We start from the raw sequence: 24,072 nt of genomic DNA, 5'->3' as shown, positions 1-24,072 counted from the left end.
AATGTGATACGATAGCAGAGGTCATCAAGGATGAAGGGAGCGGGAACGGGAGTTGAGAGTGATCGCGGGCTCGGCGAAGGGCCGCGTTTTAAAAGCGGTGCCCGGCATGAATACCCGTCCGACGACCGACAAGGTGAAGGAAGCGATCTTCAGCATGATCGGCCCGTATTTCGACGGCGGATGGGTACTCGACCTGTTTGCCGGCACCGGCGGGCTCGGCATTGAAGCGCTTAGCCGGGGCGCGGAGCGGGCCGTTTTTATCGACAGGGAGAAAGCGAGCGTCGACGTCGTCCGGCATAACCTCGCTGCGGCCGGTGTGTCGGACCGGGCGGAACTGTACCGCAATGAAGCGGTGCGGGCGGTCAAAGCGCTCTCGAAAAGGGAAACGAAGTTCCGCTATGTGTTTCTCGATCCGCCCTATCGCATGAAGGATATGGACGAGCTGATGGCGCAGCTGGCCGAATACGGCCTGCTGGAGGACGAAGCCGTCATCGTCATCGAGCACGACGCGGAGCATCGCTACCCGGAAACGGCTGCGCATTTTGAACAGACGAAGCGCTCGGCGTACGGCGATACGGCGGTCACGATTTACCGGTACCGGCCGGCGGCGGAAGCCGCGCATCGAACGGAGCGCCCCGAGCAGATGGAGGATTAAACGATGTCATCGTCAAACAACGAATCGAGAGTCGCGGTGTACCCCGGCAGCTTCGATCCGGTTACATACGGCCATTTGGATATTATCCGGCGGGCGGCCAAGCAGTTCGACCATTTGATTGTCGCCGTTTTGAACAACACCAGTAAAAATCCGTTATTTTCCGTGGACGAGCGGAAGGCGCTGCTGTCCGAGGTGACGCGCGATCTGCCGAACGTCGCGATCGACAGCTTCCGCGACCTGCTCGTCCGGTTCATGCGTTCGCGCCATGCCCAGGTGATCGTCCGCGGCATCCGCTCGATCACCGATTTCGAATATGAAATTCAGCTGGCGTCGACGAATCATCAGCTCGATCCGGAAATTGAAACGATCTTCATGATGACGAATCCGAAATATTCGTATTTAAGCTCCAGCATCGTAAAAGAAATCGCGCAGTTTCGCGGCAGTGTGAAGGACCTCGTCCCCCCGGAGATTGAACGCGCCCTCGCCGCTAAATTCGCAAGCCGCCCGTAACGGACGCCGGTCACCCGCAGCCGCGCAAATTAATATGCCGCCTTTGATCCGGCGGGGCACTGCCGGATCAAAGGCGGCATTGTGGTCACCTGCGGGCGGCGCCGCTTCCGCGGACGCCGGCCAGGGCGGACACGGCGGCCAGCAGGAGCAGCACGGCGCCGAAGCCCGCGATGAGCAGCGGGGCGTACGCCCACAGGCTCGCGAGGCTTGCGGCATGGATGGCGGCCGGCGCGGCGGTATTCCGGGCCGCGCCTTCCAGCTCCAGCACAGGCGCGGCGGCCGGCGACAAGGCGGTGAATAGGCCGGTCAGCGGCCGCCACAAGCCGAGCAGCAGTGCCGCAGCGAGAGCCGACTGCGCCAGCCGCGCGGCGGCGAGCTTCGCCAGCGACAGGTCGGTGCCGGCGACGGCGCTGCCGGCCTGCAGGAGGGCGCTGACACCGCCCCAGCCGAGGACGGCGGCCGCGGCGGCCGCGTTTAAGGCGATGCCGCCGGGAAGCTGGGCGGCCGCAGCCGCGTAGGCGCCGATATGGCTTTCCAGCAGGCCCGGCAACAGCAGGGCGGGCACCGCATCGGGCACGAGCGGCTCGAGCAGGCGGACGATTACCGCGCCGAACATCATCAGGCCGCCGACGGCCAGCAGCTTGTAGACCGCGGCGGTTACGGAATCGCCGAGCGCCTTGCCGAAGGTGCGTCCGTCGAGCGCCCTCGCTTTGGCCATGGCCGAAGCGGCTTGGCGCAGGAGGCCGATTCCGGGAGCCGCGCCGGGGATGGGCCGGCCTTCGCCGGGAGCGCCGTCTTTGCCGCGCCGCGCGAGCCGCGCGCCGGCGAACGCCGCCGCGAAGGCGGCGAGCCATACGGCGCAGGCGACGGCCGCGCCGAGCTCCGGCCTGCGGAAAAAGCCTGCGCCGACGACGAGCAGCATGAAGAGCGGGCTCGGCATATGCGCCAGCGCCAGCAGGCGCTGCCCTTCCCCGCGTGTGACGGCCTCCCGGCGCCGCAGCGCGGCCGCCGCTTCGGCGCCGGCCGGGAAGCCGCCGGTCCAGCCGGCCGCAACGGCGAAGCCGGCTTCGCCCGGCAGCCGGAACAGGCGGCGCATCAGCGGGTCGAAGAAGACGCCGAGGGCGTGAACGGCGCCGAAGGCAAGCATAAGCTCCATCAGCGTCAGAAACGGCAGCAGGCCGGGAAACACGATGTTCCACCACACGGTCAGCCCTTGCAGCGAGGCCTGGAATGCGTCGTCCGGCCGGTATACGATGGCGGCGACAAGCAGCAGGGACAAACAGGCGTAAGTCAATGTGCGCGTCACAATTTCCAACTCCGTTACGATAAAATGGCCGAAACCGGGCGTGCGGGACAAACCGTCCCTACATTGTACGCTTGCCTGTGCGGCAATATAACCCGGCGGAAGCAGAAGCCGAAGCGGAAGCGCGATGCGCGCAGCGCCGGCGCGTTCTGCATCCGGGTGGAGCCCTGCTGACGCTTCGGCCGATGTATCGTGCGCCCAAGCCGGTTTGCGCCAAGACGCAGGTAAGACGTGGAAGCGGACGTATGATACGCGCAGCACCGGCGTGTTCTGAATCAGGAGCCGGCGGGTGTTTCAGCCGGCGTACCGTCCCGCCCAAGCCGGTTTGCGCCAAGACGCGTGACACGAGCAGCGCCGGCGCGTCCTTCTGGCCGGAGCTGGCGGGCGTTTCGGCCGGCCCGTCAAAACGCAGGAAAGCCGGCCCGCTACAGCGTGACCGGCTTCCCGTAATAATCGCGGAAGCATTCCTCCGGCCCGGCGTCCCGCCAGGCGAGCGCATAGACGGCGCTTGCGCGCACGTCCAGCTCCAGGAACGGGTACGGCTCCGGCGGCCGCGCCGCGCTGAGCAGCACGGGCAGCCGCGCCGTTTGGCGCATGCGGCGCAGAAGCGCGCGGCCTTTGTCCGTGAACCCGAGCACGCGGATATACCGCACGCCGTCCCGCAGCCTATTCGGCGTCAGCCACTCCTTGCGGTGCCCGAGCAGAACGGCGAGCAGGGCGCGCTGAAGCTTCGTGCGGGTATAACGCTTCGTCTTGAGCGCGTCGAGCAGCGATTTGAAATCCAGAGCCGGCAGCCGGGTCAGAACCCTTGCAAGGCGGTGCTCGAGTCCTTCGCTCATCTCGCGGTATTCGCCGAGCGTTCCGGCCTGTTCGGCGAGCAGCTTGTGAAAAAGCGGCCGCTCGTAATCGGCCCAGCCCACGGGGCCGCGGCCTTCGGCGGCGGCGCGGAGCAGCAGCTCCAGCGTGGAAGCCGGCACGTACGGCGCAGCTTCCGCCGGCGACTTCCGCTCCGCGACAAGCTTCCGGATCGCGGTGGCGCTGGCAATCCGCGCATCAGTAATGGTTGCTTGCGCGTAGCCGGCTTTCTCGCGCCGGATCGTGCAGGGCTCGACCGCGCTGCCGAGCCGCTCCAGCGCAAGCAAATAATGCAGCCCGAGCGTATTGTTGGGCTGCGCAAGCGGATAGGCGGCCGCTTCCGCGTCCCCGGCCGCCTCCATGAAGCGCCGCACCGCGGCGCTGTATGCGGCGGGATAGCTGACGCCCGCCGCAAGCGCTTCCGCCAGGAGCCGCGGAAACGGCTCCGGCTCGTTCGCCACCGCGCGTGCAATGCGCCGCAGCGGGCCGAGCTCGCCGGATTCGCTGCCGAAGCACAGCGAATCCACGACGCCCGTCGCGCCGAGCAGCGCCACGGCGCCATACGCGAACCATTCCGCCGCCTGCGTGGAATAGGCGACGGGCAGCTCGATGACGAGGTCGCAGCCGCCCCGCAGCGCCATTTCCGTCCGGGTCCATTTATCCGCAAGCGCCGGCTCGCCGCGCTGCAGAAAATGGCCGCTCATGACCGCGACGACGGCGTCCGCCTTCGTTATTTTGACCGATTGCTGCAAATGATAGAGGTGTCCGTTATGAAACGGATTATACTCGACAATTAAGCCGACCGTGCGCATGACATTCCCTCCGGGCGAATAAAATGGTTGTTTTTCACTATATCATGCCGTGAAAATGTTGACAAAAGGTTTAACCGGTCGATATAATAAACTTTGTTTGTTTGGAGTGATCGTAATGGAATTGCGTATACAGGAAATGGCTTCCAAAGGGACGAAGGCCGAGATCCGGACAACGCTGGACGGCGGCTGGCTGAAGGACGTTCGCAAAGATATTCTCCGCGCGGGACCGATCGCCGTCGATTTGACGGCGCAGGGCGAGGGCGGCGAAGTGAACGTCGGCGGGCGGCTGTCGACGGAAGTCGAGCTGGCGTGTTCGAGGTGTCTGGAGCCGCTCGCTTACAAGGCGTCCGCCGATTTCCGCGAAACGTTCAAGCCGGCTTCGGCGATGAACGGCTCGGAGCCGGAGGAGACGATTCCGGTGGAAGAGGACAAGGTCGATCTGGAGCCGTTCGTCGAAGAGACGATGATGCTTGCGCTTCCTTTTGCCCCGCTGTGCGAAGAGTCCTGCAAAGGGCTGTGCCATACGTGCGGCGCCAATTTGAACGAAGGCGGCTGCGGCTGTTTGACGGATGCGGTCGATCCGCGTTTCGCTGCACTGAAGGATTTGTTTAAATCGTAAATGCCGGACGCTCAAGGCCGGCCGAATTCTGTGAAGGAGGTGGGAAACAATGGCAGTACCACAACGAAGAACGTCCAAAACTCGTCGTGACAAGCGCCGTACGCATTTCAAGCTGACGGTTCCGGGCATGGTGAAATGCGACCAATGCGGAGAGCTGAAGCTGGCTCACCGGGTGTGCAAGGTGTGCGGATATTATAAAACGAGAGAGATTATCAAACAATAACGGTTCACAAGTAGTACTTCATCCCGCGGTGAGGTGCTATTTTTTTGCCCAGGGGACATTCGGCCGGTCGCGGCGGCGGAGCGGCAAACGGTTCTATCTCGTTGCTTCCCGCCGTATTCTTCTATATACTATTAGTACCTGGTTATAAAAGCTGACGCAATGGCTCGGATCGCGGGCGAACCGGGCCCGGCTGCAAAGCGGGGATCAACAGGCAAAGGCGGTGCGGAACATCGAACGCATACCGAAGCGGCAGCGGCACCAGCAGCTCTCCCGGCTGATCGAAGAAAATCCGTTCATTACGGACCGGGAATTGACAAGAGTACTCAAGGTCAGCATTCAGACGGTCCGTCTCGACCGGATGGAGCTCGGCATACCCGAGCTGCGCGAACGGCTGAAGCTGATGGCCGAACGGTCCTACGATGCCGTCCGTTCCTTGCCGCTGCATGAAGTCATTGGCGATATCGTCGATTTGCAGCTCGACAAGAGCGGCATTTCCATTTTTGAAATACGCGACGAACATGTGTTTTCGAGAACCGGCATTGCCCGCGGACACCATCTGTTCGCTCAGGCGAACTCGCTTGCGGTTGCCGTCATCAACGACGAAATCGCCTTGACGGCGTCAGCCGACATTCGCTTCCTGCGGCAGGTCAAGCTGGGAGAAAAGTGCATCGCGAAGGCGTATGTGCGCTCCGGCGGCCGCAGCAAGGCGAAGGTGGAGGTGTTCTCGTACGTTGGCGACGAGATGGTTTTTCAGGGCAACTTTATGATTTATCGGTCCGCGGGAGAGCCGGTCGTTAAGGGAGGAAATTAAGTGCGGATCGCTATCGACGCGATGGGAGGCGATCATGCGCCTTCGCTGATCGTGAAAGGGGCGCTGGAAGCGGCGGCGGAGTTCCGTGATACGGAGCTGCTGCTCGTCGGAGACCGGGCGCAAATCGAGACGCATATGGCCGGCGCGAAGCCGGCAAATGTCGGGATTGTCCATGCGGACGATGTGATTGGGCCGGATGAAGAGCCGGTCAAGGCGGTCCGCCGCAAGAAAGGGTCGTCCATGGTAATGGCCGGCCAGCTCGTGCGCGAAGGCGAGGCGGAGGCGATGCTGTCGGCAGGCAATACCGGCGCGCTGATGACGACCGGCCTGCTGGTCGTCGGCCGGATTGGCGGAATCGACCGGCCGGCGCTTGCGCCGATGCTGCCGACGATGGACGATGTCGGCGTGCTGGCGCTCGATCTGGGAGCCAACATGGACGCGAAGCCCGAGCATTTGCTCCAATATGCGATTATGGGCAGCATTTACCGTGTCAAAGTGCACGGCATCGACAAGCCGCGCGTTGGGCTGCTCAACGTCGGCACGGAAGCGATGAAAGGCAACGAGCTGACGAAGGCGGCCTTCGAGCTGCTGCAGACGGCGCCGGTGCATTTTATCGGCAATGTGGAGGCGAGGGACGTGCTGATCCGCAATTGCGATGTGCTGATATGCGACGGCTTTGCCGGAAATATTATGCTTAAAGCGATGGAAGGCGCGGCCGGCACGGTAATGCGGGGCGTGCGGGATGCGCTGACAAGCACGTGGCTGACCAAGCTGGCGGCGCTGGCCGTCAGGCCGAAGCTGCTGGAGCTGCGGGCGAAAATGGACTATAAGGAGCACGGCGGCGGCCCGCTGCTCGGCGTAAAAGGGCTCGTCATCAAATGCCACGGCTCATCCGACGCGAAAGCGGTGAAAAACGCGGTCGGCAAAGCGAGAACGGCGATCAATAACCGTTTGACCGAATCGATAATAACGGAATTTAGCGGGAAGTGAGTGGGCGAATACATGCAGCATCATCCTGTAGGCATTATTGGTTCCGGCAAATACGTTCCGGAACGGATACTAACCAACCGCGAGCTGGAGCAAATGGTCGAAACGAACGACGAATGGATCGTCACCCGTACGGGCATCCGGGAGCGGCGGATCGCCGCGGCCGAGCAGGCGACGTCGGATCTCGCGTACGAAGCCGCGGTAAAGGCGCTTGAAGCGTCCGGCTTATCGGCGGAGGACCTGGATCTCATTCTGGTGGCGACGATTACGCCGGATATGTTTTTCCCGTCCACCGCAAGTCTGCTGCAGGCCAGGCTCGGCGCGAAAAAAGCCGCTGCGTTCGACCTGTCGGCCGCTTGCACGGGCTTCATTTACGGCTTGGCGACGGCAAGCAGCATGATTGCGACGGGCATGTACAACCATGTGCTGGTCGTAGGCGCCGAATGCCTGTCGCGCATTACCGATTACACCGACCGCAACACCTGCATCCTGTTCGGCGACGGAGCGGGCGCGGTCGTACTTGGCCGGGTGCCGGAGGGACGCGGATTCAAATCGTTCGAGCTTGGCGCGGACGGCACCGGCGGCGAGCTGCTGAAAATAGGCGGCGGCGGGTCGCGGCTTCCGTCTTCTCAGGCTTCCGTTGCGGACAAGCAGCATTACATCTACATGGCCGGCAGAGAGGTGTTCAAATTCGCCGTCCGCATTATGGGCGGAGCCGCGGAAGAGGCGCTTCGCAAAGCGGGAATCGAGAAGAGCGAGATCGATCTGCTCGTCCCCCATCAGGCGAATATCCGGATTATCGAGTCCGCGCTGAACCGGCTCGAACTGCCACCTGAGAAATGTATGGTCAATTTGGATAAGTACGGAAATATATCGGCAGCTTCCATTCCGATTGCGCTGGCGGAAGCGGTGGAGCAGGGCCGCGTCAACGAAGGCGACTGCATCGTGCTGGTCGGCTTCGGCGGCGGCCTCACCTGGGGCGCATCGGTATTGATCTGGTAAGCTTCGATAAGAATTGGAGGTGTGGGGAGCATGGGTAAAACCGCATTTGTTTTTCCCGGCCAAGGCGCTCAGGCGGTCGGCATGGGGAAAGACGCTTTCGAGACGAACGATGCGGCGCGCGCGATCTTCGAGCGCGCGGACAAGGCGCTCGGCTTCGCCTTGAGCGACATCATTTTCGAGGGGCCGGACGAGGCGCTGAAGCAGACGGCCAACACGCAGCCCGCGCTGCTCACCGTCAGCATTGCGCTGCTGGAAGCCTTCCGCTCGCGCGGCATAACACCCGATTACGCCGCCGGCCACAGCCTTGGCGAATACAGCGCCCTGGTGACGGCGGGCGTGCTGACGTTCGAGGACGCCGTGCGCACCGTCCGCGCCCGGGGCGAATATATGGAAATGGCGGTGCCTGGCGGACAGGGCGCGATGGCGGCGGTTCTCGGCGCCGAACGCGAAGCGCTGGCCGCGCTGTGCGAAGCGGTCACGGCGGAAGCCGGCGCCGTTGAGCTCGCCAACGTCAACTGCCCGGGACAAATCGTCGTCTCCGGCACGTCGGCCGGCGTACAAGCCGTTATCGAACGGGCCAGAGAAGCGGGCGCGAAACGCGCTATCCCGCTGGAGGTTAGCGGCCCGTTCCACTCGTCGTTGATGAAGCCGGCGGCGGCACGGCTGGCGGATACGCTTGCGGAGCTGACGATGAACGACGCCTCGTTTCCCGTCATCGCCAACGTAACGGCACAGCCTGTCGCCGAAGCGGCTCAAATCCGCCGTTTGCTGGCGGAGCAGGTCTATTCCCCGGTCCTGTGGGAGGACAGCGTCCGCTGGCTGATCGAACGGGGCGGCGTCGACCGTTTTGTCGAAATCGGTTCGGGCACCGTCCTGGCGGGCCTGATCAAGAAAATCGACAAGTCCGTCAGCATCGTTTCGATCAACAGGCTGAGCGCAATGGAAGCGATAGCGGCAGCACAATAACCGCAGGGTAACATGGGCTAGAGTTCCATAAAATGTAAGGGGATTGCAAAGGGCGCAGCCCTTAGCGCCTCAATCTTGAGGAAAGGTGTGTCCTCCATTGTTTGCAGACCTCACGGGCAAAATCGCGCTGGTTACCGGCGCTTCCCGCGGCATCGGCCGCGCGATCGCGATTGCGCTTGCGGAAGCGGGCGCGGATGTGGCGATCAATTACGCAGGCGGTGAATCGGCCGCGGCCGAAACGGCGAAAGCGGTCGAAGCGGCCGGCCGCCGGGCGCTTATCGTCCAGGCGAACGTCGGCAAATCCGCCGAGTTCGACGCGATGGCGAAGCAGGTGATCGAGACGTTCGGCACGATTGACATTTTGGTCAACAATGCCGGCATTACGCGGGATAACCTGATCATGCGCATGAAGGAAGAGGATTTCGACGCCGTCATTGAAACGAATCTAAAGGGCGTGTTCAACGGCATCAAAGCCGTCACCCGCCCGATGATGAAACAGCGGTCCGGCCGCATCATCAACATTTCCTCCGTCGCCGGCTCGCTCGGCAATCCGGGCCAGGCCAATTACGTGGCGGCGAAAGCCGGAGTGATCGGACTGACGAAGGCGTCCGCCCGCGAGCTCGCTTCGCGCGGAATTACGGTGAACTGTGTTGCGCCAGGTTTTATTCAAACCGACATGACCGACAAGCTGCCGGAAGACATGAAGGCGAAGCTGCAGGACGACATCCCGCTCGGGTCGCTCGGCAGACCGGAGGATATCGCGGCCGCAGTCCGTTTTTTGGCCTCGGACGCCGCCTCGTATATGACCGGACAGACGATTCATATCGACGGCGGAATGTATATGTAACGGGCATTTTCGGGCATCATGGCACGTAGTCGGCCTCATCGATAGATGTATGGCAATTTGTCCGCAATTCTCGTATAATACCATGGAGGAGGTGAACCGGATGTCCGATGTTTTCGATCGTGTGAAACGCATCGTAGTCGACCGCCTTGGCGTGGACGAATCGGAAGTGACGCTCGAGGCGTCGTTTAAAGACGACTTAGGCGCTGACTCTCTCGATGTCGTTGAGCTCGTCATGGAACTGGAAGACGAGTTCGATATGGAGATCTCTGATGAAGATGCAGAGAAAATTACCAGTGTGGGAGAAGTTGTGAATTACATACAATCTCATACGTAAAGATTCAGACAAGTCCCGTTGCCCTAACGGGACTTCTCTCCATCTAGCTCGAACTCCAGCCACGTTCCCGTCAGCAACCGCTGCCATGCGTTTTTTTCTATAGATCCGCTTTGCTCGCAGAAATATTTACTAATCGTTGTCAATCAGAGGTGACTGGAATGAAACAGAGAGTGGTCGTTACGGGCATGGGCGTTATGACTTCGCTCGGCTCCGATCTGGAACGGTTTTGGGGCAATTTAATGGAAGGCCGGTCGGGCGTCTCGCATATCGATGCGTTTGATGTATCGGAATATACGACGCAAATCGGCGCCGAAATCAAAAATTTCAACCCGGAAGACTATGGAATCGATAAAAAAGAAGCGCGCCGTATGGACCGGTTCGTCCAGTTTGCGGTTGCCGCCAGCTTGGCCGCGCTCAAGGACGCTCAGCTCGAAATCGGGGCGAACGTCGACGCGGAACGCACGGGCGTCATGATCGGCTCCGGCATCGGAGGACTCGGGACATGGGAGGACCAGCACAATATTTTGCTGGAAAAAGGGCCCAAGCGTGTCAGCCCGTTCTTCATCCCGATGATGATCGCGAATATGGCGTCAGGCCAAGTGTCCATGGCGACAGGCGCAAAAGGCCCGAACAGCACGGCGGTCACCGCTTGCGCGACCGGAACGCATTCCATCGGGGATTCGTATAAAATGATTCAGCGCGGCGATGCTGACGCGATGATTTGCGGCGGCGCGGAAGCGACGATCCGTCCGACCGGCATGGCCGGCTTCTGCTCGATGCGGGCGATGTCCACGCGCAACGACGAGCCGGCCAAAGCGAGCCGGCCGTTCGATATCGACCGCGACGGCTTCGTGATGGGCGAAGGCGCCGGCATCCTCGTGCTGGAGTCGCTCGAAGGCGCGCAGAAGCGCGGTGCGCGCATCTATGCGGAGATCGTCGGCTACGGCATGAGCGGCGACGCCCATCATATGACCGAGCCCGACCCGGACGGCGCCGCGCGCTGCATGGTGCGCGCGCTGAAGGACGGCGGCATCGAGCCGGTCGAGATCGATTATATCAACGCGCACGGGACGTCGACGCCGATCGGCGACAAGTCGGAGACGACGGCGATCAAGAAAGCGTTCGGCGAACATGCGTACAAGCTGGCGGTCAGCTCGACCAAGTCGATGACCGGACACCTGCTTGGCGCCGCAGGCGGCGTCGAAGCGGTCATTTTGGGACTGACGATCGTAAACGGCATCATTCCGCCAACGATTAATTTGGACAACCAGGACCCGGAATGCGATCTTGATTACGTGCCGAACAAACCGCGCCAGGCGGACGTTCGCATCGGCATGTCCAATTCGTTCGGTTTTGGCGGACACAACGCCACGATCGCGATGAAGAAATATGAAGCATGAATCGTTCGAAGAGCTGCAGGCGCGGCTCCGGATCCGCTTTCGTAACGTGCGCTTGCTGCGGCAGGCGTTCACCCACACCTCCTACGTCAACGAGCACCGGCAAACCGCGCTCGAGCATAACGAACGGCTCGAATTTCTCGGCGACGCCGTCCTTCAGCTGACCGTTTCGGAATATTTGTACCGCACCTTTCCGGACCGGCCGGAAGGCCATCTGACGCGGATGCGGGCCGCCATCGTGTGCGAGCCGTCACTCGCCCGCTTTGCGGAAATGCTCGATTTCGGCGCGCATGTCCAGCTCGGCCGCGGCGAAGAGCAGCTTGGAGGCCGGCATCGTCCGGCTCTGCTCGCCGACCTGTTCGAATCGTTTGTCGGAGCGGTTTATCTGGACCAGGGGCTGGACGCGGTACGCGAATTTTTGGCGGAAAATGTGTTTCCGCATATCGACGGCGACGGCGGGCTGCTGGTGAAGGATTACAAGTCGACGCTCCAGGAGCGCGCCCAGCATGTCGGTCTCGGCCCGATTGAGTACCGGATTTCGGAGGAGCGGGGACCCGCCCATGACCGGGAGTTCGTCGTTCAGGTGCTGATCGGCGAGCGGGTAACCGGCACGGGCGTCGGCAGAACGAAGAAGGAAGCGGAGCAGCAGGCGGCCGCGGAAGCGTGGCGCGCCCTGTTCAAGCCGTCGCAATAGCGCATGACCCGGTTTGCCCAGGCGAACCGGTTTTTTTATGTGCTCCGGGGTTCCGGCAGGTGTCGAATCCGGCTGTTTTGAATCCCGTCGTCGCTTTTTGTTGGTTATTGCGAATGCCCGTCCCTCCTTCGTTCGACATGTCCTATCCGGTCAATTATGGTACAATAGACGCCGAGGTGAAAGCGGAGCCATGTTCCTGAAAAGAATTGAATTATCGGGATTCAAATCGTTTGCCGACAGGACGGAGCTTGAATTCGTCCGCGGTATTACGGCCGTTGTCGGTCCGAACGGCAGCGGCAAAAGCAACATCAGCGACAGCATCCGCTGGGTGCTGGGCGAACAGAGTGCCAAGAGCCTCCGGGGCGGCAAGATGGAGGATATCATTTTCGCCGGAAGCGATGCCCGCAAGGCGGTCAATTTCGGTGAAGTGTCGCTGACGCTCGATAACGCCGACGGCGCGCTGCCGCTCGAATACAATGAAGTGACTGTCACGCGCCGGGTTCACCGGAGCGGCGAGAGCGAATATATGATCAACAAGCAGCCGTGCAGGCTGAAGGATATTACCGAGCTGTTCATGGATACGGGCATTGGGAAAGAAGCGTATTCGATTATCGGACAGGGCCGGATCGAGGAAATCTTAAGCACGCGTTCGGAGGACCGGCGGGGGATTTTCGAAGAGGCGTCGGGCATCGTCAAATATAAATCGCGCAAGCGTGAAGCGCAGAAAAAGCTGGATGAGACGGAGCAAAATTTGCTGCGGATTCACGATCTCGTATCGGAGCTTGAGGACCAGGTCGAGCCGCTGCGCGAGCAGTCGGAGAAGGCGAAGCATTACAAGGAGCTGCGCGAGCGGCTGAAAACGTCCGAGATTTCGATGTACGTGTACAATATCGAGAACGTTCACGCTTCGTGGACGGAAGCGAACGCGCGCCTGGCGAAGTTCCGGGAAGAAGAGCTGGCGCTGACTTCCGTCGTCAGCAAGCATGATGCGCTGCTCGAGAAGGACCGGATGAAGCTGCGCGAAATCGAGGAGTCGCTGGACAAGCTGCACGGGGAAATGCTGCAGATCAGCGAGGAATACGAGAAATGCGAAGGCTACGGCGAAGTGCTGAAGGAGCGGAAAAAAAATCTCGAGCAGAATCGCCGGCAGCTGGAAACGTCGATCGAAGCGCAGATGGAACGGATTTCGGCGCTGACGAAGGAAGAGGCCGAGTTTCGCAGCAAGGCGGCCGCGCTGGAAAGCGATTTGGCGGCCCTTCGTACAAGGCTGGCCGAGGAGGAGGCGCGCCTTCTGGGGACGTCGGCGGCGATGTCCGAGGATGCCGTCGAGGCGCTGAAGAGCGAGCTGCTCGACGTGCTGAGCGCCATGGCGCAGCTGCGCAACGAGATCCGGTATGCCGCACAGCAGGAGGAGGCTCTCCAGCGGCGGATGGAACGGATCGGCGACGAGCAGTCGAAGTGGCAGGGGCAGTACGAGTCCATGCAGGCGCGGCGGGAAGAGCTGCAGCAGCGGCTGGATGCGGCGCTGGAGGAAATCGCGGCACTGCGGGATCGGTACATCAGCGAAGCCGAACGGCTGAAAGCCGGGCAATCGCTGCTTGAGGAAGCCCAGTCCGCGGCGCGCAAATGGGAGCAGAAGCTCGAAGCGCTTCGTTCCCGCCGGGATACGATGAAAGAAATGCAGGACGACCTGGACGGCTTTATGCACGGCGTCCGGGAAGTGTTGAAGGCCGCCCGGCGGTCCTCCGGCGGACTGGAAGGTGTGCACGGCGCGGTCGCCGAGCTTGTCCGGGTGCCGGAAAAGGTGGAAACGGCCGTCGAAACGGCGCTCGGCGGCGCGCTTCAGCATGTCGTCATGAGCGACGAGCGGAGCGCGCGCGCGGCGATCGCGTTCCTGAAGCAGCGCCAGTTCGGGCGGGCCACCTTTCTCCCGCTCGACGTCATCCGGGGGCGCGCCGTCCCCGAACAGGACAAGCGGACCGTGGCCGCAATAAGCGGCTTCGTCGGCATCGCCTCGGAGCTCGTGACATGCGAGCCGAAATACCAGTCGATCGTGGACAACCTGCTCGGCAACGTACTGATTGCCGAAACGCTCGAGCAGGCGAACCGGATCGCGGCGAAATGCCAGTACCGGTTCCGCGTCGTCACGCTGGAAGGCGACGTCGTCAACGCCGGCGGTTCGATGACAGGCGGAAGCCTGCAGAAGAAAGGCGCCAATCTGCTTGGCCGCAAGCGGCAAATCGAGCAGCTGGACGCGGAAATCGTTTCGGGGGAGCGGCAGCTGGACGGGCTTCGCGACAACATCGGCGATCTCCGCAAGGAGCAGTCGATCGTCTCGCAAAACGTCGACGAGCTGCGCGGACAGGGCGAGCAGCGGCGCATCGACGAGCAGCATCTTCGTGCGGCGCTGCAGCAGCTGGACAACGAAAGCCGCCACCTGGAGGAGCAGCGCCAGCTGTTTGAAGCCGACAGCAGCGGCAATCGCAGCGAACGCGAGCAGCTTGCGGCGGCGGCGGCCGAGGCGGAGAAGCGGCTGGAAGCGAAGGCGCTCGAGGAAACGAAGCTCCAGGAAGCGATCCGCATCGCCGAAGAGCGGCGCAAGGAGAGCGAATCGGCCAAGGAGCAGCTGCAGGACGAGCTGACCGACCTGAAAATCGCGGCTGCGAAGACCGACCAGGAGAAGCAGTCGTTCGAGGACCAGGCCGCACGGGTACGCGCCGACATCGGCCGGGCGAAGCAGGAGCTTGCCGCGCTGCGGGGCATGCTGGAACGCCATGAAGAGGAAGCGGCCCTTCACGCCGAGGAAGGCGTGCGGCAGATCGAACAGTTGAACGAGCTGCGAATGAAGAAAACGGCTTGCTCCGAGCAAACCGACCTGAGGCGGTCGGAACGTGCGGATCTGACGCAGGTGCTGGAGCAGGGCGAAAGCGAGACGAAGGAGCAGCGCGCGGAGCTTCGCCGGGTCGAGGACCGGCTGAGGCAGACGGAGATCGCGGTCAACCGGCTGGATGTCGAGCTCGACAACCTGCTTCGCAAGCTGAGCGACGAATACGAGCTGAGCTTTGAACTGGCCAAGGAGCGCTATCCGGTGCCGGAGGACGTGCAGGCGGCGCAGAACGAGGTGCGCGACCTGAAGCGCCAAATCGCCGCGCTCGGCGATGTGAACCTCGGCGCCATCGACGAGTACGAGCGCGTCAAAGAGCGCTACGAGTTTCTGAATGCGCAGAAGAACGACCTGATCGAAGCGAAAACGACGCTGTACCAGGTGATCCGCGAAATGGACGACGAAATGGCGAAGCGTTTTCGCTCGACCTTCGAAGCGATACGCGGCCATTTCGTCGTCGTCTTCGCCAAGCTGTTCGGCGGCGGTCGCGCCGACCTTGTCATGGTCGAGCCCGATAACGTGCTCGAAAGCGGCGTCGATATCGTCGCCCAGCCGCCGGGGAAGAAGCTGCAAAATTTGCAGCTGCTGTCCGGCGGTGAACGGGCGCTGACGGCGATCGCGCTGCTGTTTGCCATTTTGCAGGTGAAGCCGGTGCCGTTCTGCGTGCTGGACGAGGTGGAGGCGGCGCTGGACGAAGCGAACGTCAGCCGGTTCGCGCAGTACCTGCGAGAGTTTTCGGAGCTGACGCAGTTTATCGTCGTCACGCACCGCAAAGGCACGATGGAGGAAGCCGACGTGTTGTACGGCGTGACGATGGAGGAGGGCGGCGTATCGAAGCTCGTCTCCGTCCGGCTCGAGGACGAGGGCGAGGAGGCGGTTTCCGCTTAAAGGGCGGGTATCGCCTAGACGGGAGCGGAAGCCGTGATAAACGTACTGCCGGAGCAGGAGGCTCGTGACCTGCACGCGGTATCGTGCCGCTCGAGTCTTAGCGCCGGAACCGCACGCCTCCGGCGGCAAATGGTTTATGAGTATAAGCCCGCGCCGGGCGCCGCGATGCGCGCCTCGGACGGGTCCGATTTTTTGCAATCCAAGGAGATGGAGGAAGCGCATGAGTTTTTTCAAACGGCTCAGGGAAAGCATATCGCAAAAGACCGAAAGCGTCACAAGCAAGTTCAAGGAAGGGCTGTCGAAGACACGAAGCGCGTTCGTCGAGCGGGTGGAAGAGCTTATTCTGCGCCGCAAAAAGATCGATGAAGCGTTCTACGAGGAGCTGGAGGAAATTTTGATCGGCGCCGATGTCGGCGTAAATACGGTCATGCAGCTGATCGACGATTTGCGCACCGAGGTGAAGAAACGCAAAATCGAAGCTGCGGCCGAACTGCAGCCGATCCTATCCGAGAAGCTGGTCGAGCTGCTGAAGGGAGGCGAGCCGGCTGCGCTTCACATGGAGGACGGCGGCATGACCGTCATCCTGTTCGTCGGCGTCAACGGCGTGGGCAAGACGACGACGATCGGCAAGCTGGCGCACAAGTTCAAGAGCGAAGGCAAAAGCGTGCTCTTGGCCGCGGGCGACACTTTCCGCGCAGGCGCAATCGAGCAGCTCGAGGTATGGGGCCAGCGCGTCGGCGTCGACGTGATCAAGCAGGCGGCCGGCTCCGATCCGGCGGCGGTAATGTATGACGCGGTACAGGCGGCGAAGCAGCGCGGCGTCGACGTGCTGCTGTGCGACACAGCCGGTCGGCTGCAGAATAAGACGAATTTGATGGAAGAGCTGAACAAAATCTACCGTGTCATCCAGCGGGAGGTGCCGGGCGCTCCGCATGAAGTGCTGCTCGTGCTCGACGCGACGACGGGGCAGAACGCGCTCAGCCAGGCAAAGGTATTCGGAGAAAAAAGCGGCGTTACCGGGCTCGTGCTCACGAAGCTGGACAGCACCGCCAAAGGCGGCATTGTGATCGCGATCCGGAACGAGCTGAACCTGCCCGTCAAGCTGGTTGGACTCGGCGAAAAGATGGACGATCTGCAGCCGTTTGATTCCGAGCAGTTCGTCCATGCGCTGTTCGCCGGGCTGATTCAGTCGGCGGAAGAAAACGAACCGGTCTGAAAGCCGCTGACAAGGCTTATCCCTTGACAGGGTACAGATCAATAGGCTATGATTAACGTCGTATTCAACATGTAAAGGTTTTTCCCTTGACGGATGACGGAAGGGGTGGCCGAAGGTGACGCTGCAGGAGCCTGATGCTCTGGCCAAGACGAACCGGATCAATTTGCTGTTCGACTTTTACGAACCGCTGCTCACAGAGAAGCAGCGGACGTTTCTGAAATATTATTTTCACGACGATTATACGCTCGGCGAAATTGCGGCCGAATTCGAAGTCAGCCGCCAGGCCGTATACGAGCACATCAAGCGGGCGGAATCCGTGCTCGAGAGCTACGAGCACAAGCTGCGGCTGCTCGCACGGCACGAAGCGGCAGCGGATTTGCTGTCGCGCCTGGACGCGGTTGCGGAATCGCTTGCCGGCCAGGACGATGTCGTCTGCGAGCTTCGGACGATCTCGCGCCGTTTGAAGGAAATCGACGGCGCGTAGCACGCAAGCGGATGTTTGCGTAGGGAGTTTTTCTACGAAAAACATAAGTAGAAGCTTACGAAGCGAGTTTTTCTACGAAAAACTAAGCGGATGCTTATGTGCGAGTTTTTCTAAGAAAAACTTTACCTTATGCTCACGGAATAAGTTTTTCTTCGGGAAAAACTTTCAGGAGGTGACAATCATGGCATTTGAAGGTTTGACAAACAGGCTGCAGAACGTATTCGGCAAGCTGCGCGGCAAAGGCAAGGTGAGCGAGGAAGACGTCAATGAAGCGATGCGCGAAGTGCGGCTGGCGCTGCTCGAGGCCGACGTCAACTTTAAAGTCGTGAAGGACTTTATCGCCAAGGTGAAAGAGCGCGCGGTCGGTCAGGAAGTGATGAAGAGCTTCACGCCGGGCATGGTCGTCGTCGACATCGTCAATAAAGAGCTGACCGAGCTGATGGGCGGCTCGCAAAGCAAGCTTGCAAAAGCGAGCAAGCCGCCGACCGTCATCCTGATGGCGGGCCTGCAGGGCGCCGGCAAAACGACCTCCTCGGCCAAGCTCGCCAAGCTGCTGCTGAAGGAGAAGCACAAGCCGCTGATGGTCGCGGGCGACATTTACCGTCCGGCGGCGATCAAGCAGCTTCAGGTGCTCGGCGAGCAGATCGGCGTTCCGGTCTTTACGCTCGGCGATCAAACGTCGCCGGTCGAAATCGCCAGAGCCGGCCTGCAGCATGCGAAGGAAAACAGCCACGATTACGTCATCATCGATACGGCGGGCCGCCTTCATATCGACGAAGCGCTTATGGAAGAGCTGCGGCAAATCCATGAGGTGACCAAGCCGGACGAGGTGCTGCTTGTCGTCGACGCGATGACGGGTCAGGAAGCGGTCAATGTGGCGCAAAGCTTTCACAGCCAGCTCGAGCTGACGGGCGTCATCCTGACGAAGCTCGACAACGATACGCGCGGCGGCGCCGCGCTGTCGGTCAAGGCGGTGACGGGCTGCCCGATCAAATTCGCCGCGACCGGCGAAAAAATCGAACCGCTCGAACCGTTTCATCCGGAACGGATGGCCTCGCGTATTCTCGGCATGGGCGATATGCTGTCACTGATCGAAAAGGCGCAGTCGAATATCGATGCCGAGAAAGCGGCGGAGATGGAACGAAAAATGCGCACCGCCGAGTTTACGTTCGAGGATTTTCTCGAGCAGATGGAGCAGGTCCGCAAGCTCGGTCCGCTGGATCAGCTGTTCGACATGCTGCCCGGCATGGGCAAGATGAAGGATATGAAAAACCTGAAAGTCGATGACAAGCAGATCGGACGCGTCGAGGCGATCGTGAAGTCGATGACGAGGGCGGAGAAGCAGAAACCGGAAATATTGAATTACAGCCGCCGGAGAAGGATCGCGGCGGGCAGCGGAACGTCGCTCGCCGAGGTAAACCGGCTGATCAAGCAGTTCGACGATATGAAAAAAATGATGAAGCAGTTTTCGTCGATGATGGGCCCGAAAGGACCGAAGGGCGGCATGAAAGGGCTGAAAGGGCTGCTCGGAAAAGGCACGAAGTTCCCGTTTTAGAACGTCCGGCTTAGGGCCCCATTTTATTGAAGGAGGTGATTTTTGTGGCAGTACGTATTCGTTTGAAGCGGATGGGTGCGCATAAGGCGCCGTTTTATCGCGTTGTCGTATCCGATTCCCGTTCCCCTCGCGACGGCCGGTTCATTGAAGAAATCGGCACTTACAATCCGGTCGCGCAGCCGGCGCAGGTAAACATCGACGAGGAAAAGGCGCTGAAATGGCTCCAAACCGGAGCACAAGCTTCCGACACCGTTCGCAGCTTGCTTTCCAAAGCGGGCGTGATGAAGAAGTTTCATGAACTGAAGCTCCAGAAATAATCCTCTTCGCGGGGGGCCTTGAGATGAAAGAATTGATTCTTGTCATAGCGAAGGCTTTAGTGGATCACCCGGAGGACGTACGAGTCGACGAGAAAGAGGACGATCGCGGCATCGTCTACATGCTGTCCGTTCACCCCGAGGATATCGGCAAGGTAATCGGCAAGCAGGGACGAATTGCGAAAGCGCTTCGGACGGTCGTCGCTTCGGCGGCCGTCAAATCGCAGAGGCGCGTTCTGGTCGATATCATTTCGTAGCGGTCGTACATCGAAGCAGGGTTAGGATAGCGATATCCTAGCCCTTTTTCGATGGGGAAGGCGGATTTCGGGATATATTTTAATGGAAGAGGCAGGAAACTGAACATGACGGAACAGTGGCTCACGGTCGGCAAGGTGGTCAATACGCACGGCATACGGGGAGAAATCAAAGTCGTTTCGCAGACCGATTTCCCCGAGGAGCGATTTGCGGAAGGCAGCGTGCTTTGGCTTGTCCATCCGGAGACGCAGCAGCGGCTTTCGGTTGAAGTGCAAGGGGCGAGAATGCATAAAAACATGTATATCGTGAAGCTGAAGGGCTGCGACGACATCAACGAGGCGGAAAAATATAAAGGCTGGCAGCTGAAGGTATCGAGGGATGACCTTGCGGAGCTCGACGAAGGCGAATATTACCATTATGAAATCATCGGATGCCGGGTCGTCACCGACGAAGGAGCGGAGCTCGGCACCGTAACCGAGATTTTAAGCCCGGGCGCGAACGACGTTTGGGTCGTTCAGCCTCCGAAAGGCAAGCAGGTGCTCATTCCGGTCATCGATGACGTGCTGCTCCGCGTCGATCTCGGGACGAAGACGGTTACCGTCCGGCTGATGGAAGGGTTGATTTGATCCGATGCGGATTGACGTATTGACGCTGTTCCCGGACATGTTCGAGGGCGTGTTCGGCTCAAGCATCCTCGGGAAAGCGCGCGAAAAGGGAATTGTCCGCCTGCATGCGGTCAATTTCCGCTCCTATGCGAACAACAAGCACAATACGGTCGACGATTACCCGTATGGCGGCGGCGGAGGCATGGTGCTGAAGCCGGAGCCGCTGTTCGCCGCGGTCGAGGATCTGCTGGATGAAGGCGGGGCGAAGCCGCGGATCGTCCTGATGTGTCCGCAGGGCGAGCCGTATACGCAGCGAAAGGCGGAGGAGCTTTCCCGCGAGGAGCATCTCGTGTTCGTCTGCGGCCATTATGAAGGCTATGACGAACGGATACGCGAGCATTTGGTTACCGACGAGCTGTCGATCGGCGATTATGTGCTGACGGGCGGGGAATTGCCGGCGATGGTTGTGATCGACAGCATCGTCCGCCTGCTGCCGGGCTCGCTCGGCAACGAGCTGTCCGCCGTTACCGACTCGTTCAGCACCGGCCTGCTGGAGCATCCGCATTATACGCGGCCGGCCGTTTTTCGGGGCTGGGAAGTGCCCGAGGTTCTGCTGTCGGGCCATCACGCCAACGTCGAAGCGTGGCGCCGCGAGCAGTCGCTCATGCGGACGCTCAAACGGCGGCCGGAGCTGCTGGAGACGGCCGAGCTAACCGCGAAGGAACGCGAATGGCTGAAGCGGCTGGCGGCGGAGGAAGCCGGCGACAACGGATGAGCGGCACGGAATCGATTGGCTGTTGTACTGCAGGCTGAATTGTGGTAAAATTTCTAATGTTGTCTTTGTATAATCGGACGGTCCGCTGCGAAGCCGTAACCCGGCATTTCAGGAATGCCGGATAGCTTGTATGAACGTCTATGGTGGAAGGAGTGAATCGACTATGAATCTTGTCCAAGTGATTGCACAAGAGCAGCTGCGGAAAGACCTTCCCAGCTTTCGTCCGGGCGACACGCTGAAGGTACACGTAAAGGTTATCGAGGGTTCCCGCGAGCGTGTTCAGCTGTTCGAAGGCGTTGTCATTAAACGCCGCGGCGGCGGAATCAGCGAAACTTTTACGGTTCGTAAGATTTCGTACGGCGTAGGCGTAGAAAGAACGTTCCCGCTGCATTCGCCGAAGCTTGAGAAGATCGAGGTGGCCCGCCGCGGTAAAGTGCGCCGCGCCAAGCTGTACTATCTTCGCAATCTTCGCGGTAAAGCTGCGAGAATTAAAGAGATCCGCTAACGAACGCATGGAGGGGGCTTGGTATATTCAAGCCCCTTTTCGTATTTTAAGCTCCGATTTTGGGATTGAAGAGGTGGATGTATGGACCAACAGCATCGAAACGAAGAAAATCTTTCTGTCAACGCCGAACCGTCATCGAACGAAAACGGTCAGCCGGCGGCGCAGCTGCAGGGCGAGCCGGCAGGCGTGTCCAAATCGGGCGGCAAAGGCGCGCAGAAAGAAGTGGTCGAATGGATCAAGGCGATCGCCATTGCCGCGCTGCTCGTCGTCGTCATCCGCTATTTCCTGTTTGCGCCGTTTATTGTTGACGGTCCATCGATGCAGCCCAATTTTTATACCGGTGAACGTCTGATCGTCAATAAGCTGATCTACGACATCCGCGCGCCGAAACACGGGGAAGTCATCGTATTTAAGGTACCGGAGGAAGGCCGGGATTTTATTAAGCGCGTCATCGGCGTGCCCGGCGATAAAGTGAAATATGAAGGAGACGATTTGTACATAAACGGTAAAAAGGTCGACGAACCTTATTTGAAGCAGTCGATCGCGGCGGCGAAGGCAAACGGCGAAATTTTCAACCTGCCGGGCCTCGATTCGAGTTTTCCGAACGAGAACTTCAAGACGGACGTCGTGCCGAAAGGCATGGTGCTGGCCTTCGGCGATAACCGGCGCAACAGCAAAGACAGCCGGATGATCGGATTTGTGCCGTTCAGCCGGATCGTCGGCCGCGCCGACGTAATTTTCTGGCCGATGGACAAAATGAAGCTTGTCAAGCAAGGATGAGGTGACAGCATGACGATTCAGTGGTTTCCCGGCCACATGACGCGGGCGCGCCGGCAAATTCAGGAGAAGCTGAAGCTGATCGACATCGCGATCGAGCTGCTGGACGCCCGGATTCCGCTCTCAAGCCGGAACCCGATGATCGATGACATTTTAAGCGGCAAGCCGCGGCTCATTCTGCTGAACAAAGCGGATTTGGCGGACGGCCGGACGACGGAACGGTGGCTCGCGTATTTCGCCGATCAAGGCTATTCCAGCATTGCGGTGGATGCGAATACCGGCACGCGGGTGGGGGAAATACCGGAGCGGGCGAAGCTGATTTTGCGCGACAAAATCGAGCGGCAAATCGCCAAAGGCATGAATCCGCGGGCGATTCGCGCGCTGATTGTCGGCATCCCCAATGTCGGCAAGTCGACGCTGACGAACCGGCTGGCGGGCCGCAGCATCGCCGCGACCGGCGACAGGCCCGGCGTCACGAAGGGGCAGCAGTGGATTAAGGTCGGCACCGACATGGAGCTGCTCGATACCCCGGGCATTTTATGGCCGAAATTCGAGGATCCGCTGGTCGGCTACCGGCTTGCGATGACGGGCGCGATCAAAGAGCAGATTTTGAATGTGGAGGACGTCGCTTTTTTCGCCGTCAAAGAGCTCGTGAAGCGGTACTGGCCCGCGCTTGAGGAACGGTTTGGGATTGAACGCCAGCCGTCCGATCCGGATGACCCGGACGAAATCGTCCGTGTAATGGAGGATATCGGCCGGAAGCGGGGCTGCCTCGTCAGCGGAGGAAGAATCGATCTGGAGAAAGCGTCCGGCATTATTTTGCGGGAGCTGCGTGCCGGCAAATTCGGGCGGATTTCGCTCGAAGCGCCGAACGAGGCGTAAACCGAACAGCTGGCTGTAGACAGTGCCGGAGAACGCACCGCTCCGGACGACGGATGGACGAACCATTTGATCCATTTGATCCATCACGCGAATCAAGCTTTTGGGAGAGCTTCGCATGCGGTGCGCAGGGATTGCCTGGTTCCGCTTCGCTGACGGATGTTTCGGCCGGGTGAAGGCGCCTGTTCCAGGCAGGCTTGGCGCAGCGGGATGAATGATGTTTTGCATGGGGGAATGCCGGATGCTGGAGTTCGAGAAGCCGTTATGGGCTCAGGGGCACCGCTTTATTGCGGGAATCGACGAGGTCGGGCGCGGCTGTTTGTTCGGCGACGTGGTCGCCGCGGCCGTTATTTTGCCGGAGGGGCTTGTGCTGGAAGGCGTGGACGATTCGAAAAAGCTGTCCGCGAAGAAACGGGAAGAGCTTTATGAAGCGATTACCGGGCAAGCGCTTGCCTGGTCCGTCGCCCGGGTCGACGCGAGCGTCATCGATTCGATCAATATTAAGCAGGCGTCGCGGCTCGCCATGAAGCAGGCGACGGCAGCGCTCGGCGTGGACCCGGATTATTTGCTCGTCGATGCGGAAAAGGTCGATTGCGACGTGCCGCAGCTCGCCATTATAAAAGGCGACGCCAGAAGCCAGTCGGTCGCCGCCGCCTCGATCGTGGCGAAGGTGACCCGGGACCGGCTGTGCGCGAACGAATGGGATGTGCTGTATCCTGCTTACGGCATTGCGATACATAAAGGCTATGCGACGAAGCTTCACCGCGAGAAGCTGCTTGAATACGGGCCGAGCCCGATGCACCGGCAATCGTTTCTCGCGAAGCTCTACGCCGAGCAGCAGGTGCTGTTTTGACAGCCGGTTGAGCGCGGCGGCGAGACTGCCATACGATTCGAATGGAAGGGGAATAGCCGTCGAAGGT

General features: G+C 60.5%; 26 protein-coding genes. 24 read left to right on the top strand and 2 right to left on the bottom strand.

All coding sequences use genetic code 11. From position 1 onward, the window contains the following. Window positions 1-52: 52 nt before the first annotated feature. The gene (gene rsmD / locus PD282_RS15660; protein WP_274651585.1) at window positions 53-655 is read left to right on the top strand and encodes a 16S rRNA (guanine(966)-N(2))-methyltransferase RsmD; all 603 of its coding nucleotides are present in this window, start codon (window positions 53-55) and stop codon (window positions 653-655) included. A gap of 3 nt (window positions 656-658) precedes the next feature. Then, window positions 659-1,165 carry a pantetheine-phosphate adenylyltransferase gene (coaD, locus tag PD282_RS15655; RefSeq protein ID WP_274651584.1) on the top strand — a complete coding sequence of 169 codons (507 nt, stop codon included), beginning with the start codon at window positions 659-661 and terminating at the stop codon, window positions 1,163-1,165. 85 nt (window positions 1,166-1,250) lie between these two features. On the opposite strand, the gene PD282_RS15650 is transcribed toward coaD, so the two are convergent. Both PD282_RS15650 and PD282_RS15645 read right to left on the bottom strand, forming a co-directional pair. Then, the gene (locus tag PD282_RS15650) at window positions 1,251-2,471 is read right to left on the bottom strand and encodes a nucleoside recognition domain-containing protein (protein ID WP_274651583.1); all 1,221 of its coding nucleotides are present in this window, start codon (window positions 2,469-2,471) and stop codon (window positions 1,251-1,253) included. A gap of 422 nt (window positions 2,472-2,893) precedes the next feature. Continuing rightward, entirely contained in the window at window positions 2,894-4,135 is a 1,242-nt protein-coding gene (locus PD282_RS15645) for a nucleotidyltransferase (protein ID WP_274651582.1), read from the bottom strand. A 115-nt stretch (window positions 4,136-4,250) separates the two neighbouring features. Between PD282_RS15645 and PD282_RS15640 the strand changes: the two genes are divergently transcribed. The 22 genes from PD282_RS15640 (at window position 4,251) to PD282_RS15535 (ending at window position 24,005) form a co-directional block, all read left to right on the top strand. Then, complete coding sequence (locus PD282_RS15640; protein ID WP_274651581.1) at window positions 4,251-4,754, top strand: YceD family protein; 504 nt, start codon at window positions 4,251-4,253, stop codon at window positions 4,752-4,754. 49 nt (window positions 4,755-4,803) lie between these two features. Then, window positions 4,804-4,977, top strand: coding sequence for a 50S ribosomal protein L32 (gene rpmF, locus PD282_RS15635; protein WP_274651580.1), 174 nt, complete (start codon window positions 4,804-4,806; stop codon window positions 4,975-4,977). A gap of 238 nt (window positions 4,978-5,215) precedes the next feature. Beyond that, window positions 5,216-5,788 carry a transcription factor FapR gene (gene fapR / locus PD282_RS15630; RefSeq protein ID WP_274655262.1) on the top strand — a complete coding sequence of 191 codons (573 nt, stop codon included), beginning with the start codon at window positions 5,216-5,218 and terminating at the stop codon, window positions 5,786-5,788. After that, window positions 5,789-6,778 (top strand): phosphate acyltransferase PlsX, encoded by a 990-nt coding sequence (gene plsX / locus PD282_RS15625; protein ID WP_274651579.1) that lies wholly within the window; start codon window positions 5,789-5,791, stop codon window positions 6,776-6,778. A 12-nt stretch (window positions 6,779-6,790) separates the two neighbouring features. Continuing rightward, the gene (locus PD282_RS15620) at window positions 6,791-7,777 is read left to right on the top strand and encodes a beta-ketoacyl-ACP synthase III (protein WP_274651578.1); all 987 of its coding nucleotides are present in this window, start codon (window positions 6,791-6,793) and stop codon (window positions 7,775-7,777) included. A 30-nt stretch (window positions 7,778-7,807) separates the two neighbouring features. After that, window positions 7,808-8,743, top strand: coding sequence for an ACP S-malonyltransferase (fabD, locus tag PD282_RS15615; protein WP_274651577.1), 936 nt, complete (start codon window positions 7,808-7,810; stop codon window positions 8,741-8,743). 97 nt (window positions 8,744-8,840) lie between these two features. Beyond that, on the top strand, window positions 8,841-9,590 hold the full coding sequence (gene fabG, locus PD282_RS15610; RefSeq protein WP_274651576.1) for a 3-oxoacyl-[acyl-carrier-protein] reductase: 750 nt from the start codon (window positions 8,841-8,843) through the stop codon (window positions 9,588-9,590). 100 nt (window positions 9,591-9,690) lie between these two features. Next, entirely contained in the window at window positions 9,691-9,924 is a 234-nt protein-coding gene (gene acpP, locus PD282_RS15605) for an acyl carrier protein (RefSeq protein ID WP_274651575.1), read from the top strand. A 158-nt stretch (window positions 9,925-10,082) separates the two neighbouring features. Beyond that, entirely contained in the window at window positions 10,083-11,324 is a 1,242-nt protein-coding gene (fabF, locus tag PD282_RS15600; protein WP_274651574.1) for a beta-ketoacyl-ACP synthase II, read from the top strand. After that, entirely contained in the window at window positions 11,314-12,015 is a 702-nt protein-coding gene (rnc, locus tag PD282_RS15595) for a ribonuclease III (protein WP_274651573.1), read from the top strand. The genes fabF and rnc overlap by 11 nt, the downstream gene beginning before the upstream one ends. Before the next feature lie 190 nt (window positions 12,016-12,205). After that, window positions 12,206-15,787 carry a chromosome segregation protein SMC gene (smc, locus tag PD282_RS15590; RefSeq protein WP_274651572.1) on the top strand — a complete coding sequence of 1,194 codons (3,582 nt, stop codon included), beginning with the start codon at window positions 12,206-12,208 and terminating at the stop codon, window positions 15,785-15,787. A 220-nt stretch (window positions 15,788-16,007) separates the two neighbouring features. Further along, window positions 16,008-17,003, top strand: coding sequence for a signal recognition particle-docking protein FtsY (ftsY, locus tag PD282_RS15585; RefSeq protein ID WP_274651571.1), 996 nt, complete (start codon window positions 16,008-16,010; stop codon window positions 17,001-17,003). Window positions 17,004-17,124: 121 nt separating this feature from the next. Then, window positions 17,125-17,487 (top strand): YlxM family DNA-binding protein, encoded by a 363-nt coding sequence (gene ylxM / locus PD282_RS15580; protein WP_274655261.1) that lies wholly within the window; start codon window positions 17,125-17,127, stop codon window positions 17,485-17,487. 181 nt (window positions 17,488-17,668) lie between these two features. Continuing rightward, on the top strand, window positions 17,669-19,042 hold the full coding sequence (ffh, locus tag PD282_RS15575; protein ID WP_274651570.1) for a signal recognition particle protein: 1,374 nt from the start codon (window positions 17,669-17,671) through the stop codon (window positions 19,040-19,042). A gap of 44 nt (window positions 19,043-19,086) precedes the next feature. Next, window positions 19,087-19,359 (top strand): 30S ribosomal protein S16, encoded by a 273-nt coding sequence (rpsP, locus tag PD282_RS15570; RefSeq protein ID WP_274651569.1) that lies wholly within the window; start codon window positions 19,087-19,089, stop codon window positions 19,357-19,359. Between the two features lie 23 nt (window positions 19,360-19,382). Then, the gene (locus PD282_RS15565) at window positions 19,383-19,613 is read left to right on the top strand and encodes a KH domain-containing protein (RefSeq protein ID WP_274651568.1); all 231 of its coding nucleotides are present in this window, start codon (window positions 19,383-19,385) and stop codon (window positions 19,611-19,613) included. A gap of 105 nt (window positions 19,614-19,718) precedes the next feature. Further along, window positions 19,719-20,237: a ribosome maturation factor RimM gene (gene rimM / locus PD282_RS15560; RefSeq protein WP_274651567.1), complete on the top strand. Its 519-nt coding sequence runs from the start codon at window positions 19,719-19,721 to the stop codon at window positions 20,235-20,237. Between the two features lie 4 nt (window positions 20,238-20,241). After that, the gene (trmD, locus tag PD282_RS15555) at window positions 20,242-20,991 is read left to right on the top strand and encodes a tRNA (guanosine(37)-N1)-methyltransferase TrmD (protein ID WP_274651566.1); all 750 of its coding nucleotides are present in this window, start codon (window positions 20,242-20,244) and stop codon (window positions 20,989-20,991) included. Window positions 20,992-21,154: 163 nt separating this feature from the next. Next, window positions 21,155-21,496, top strand: coding sequence for a 50S ribosomal protein L19 (rplS, locus tag PD282_RS15550; protein WP_274655259.1), 342 nt, complete (start codon window positions 21,155-21,157; stop codon window positions 21,494-21,496). Between the two features lie 81 nt (window positions 21,497-21,577). Further along, window positions 21,578-22,276, top strand: a complete 699-nt coding sequence (gene lepB, locus PD282_RS15545) for a signal peptidase I (RefSeq protein ID WP_274651565.1) — start codon at window positions 21,578-21,580, stop codon at window positions 22,274-22,276. Between the two features lie 9 nt (window positions 22,277-22,285). Continuing rightward, window positions 22,286-23,155 (top strand): ribosome biogenesis GTPase YlqF, encoded by an 870-nt coding sequence (gene ylqF / locus PD282_RS15540; protein ID WP_274651564.1) that lies wholly within the window; start codon window positions 22,286-22,288, stop codon window positions 23,153-23,155. Between the two features lie 238 nt (window positions 23,156-23,393). Continuing rightward, on the top strand, window positions 23,394-24,005 hold the full coding sequence (locus PD282_RS15535) for a ribonuclease HII (RefSeq protein WP_274651563.1): 612 nt from the start codon (window positions 23,394-23,396) through the stop codon (window positions 24,003-24,005). Window positions 24,006-24,072 lie beyond the last annotated feature (67 nt).

The sequence above is a fragment of the Paenibacillus humicola genome (genome assembly GCF_028826105.1).
Lineage (GTDB): Bacteria > Bacillota > Bacilli > Paenibacillales > Paenibacillaceae > Paenibacillus_Z > Paenibacillus_Z humicola.
The sequence above is the reverse complement of the archived record's forward strand: the minus strand, read 5'-3'. Positions and strand labels throughout refer to the sequence as shown.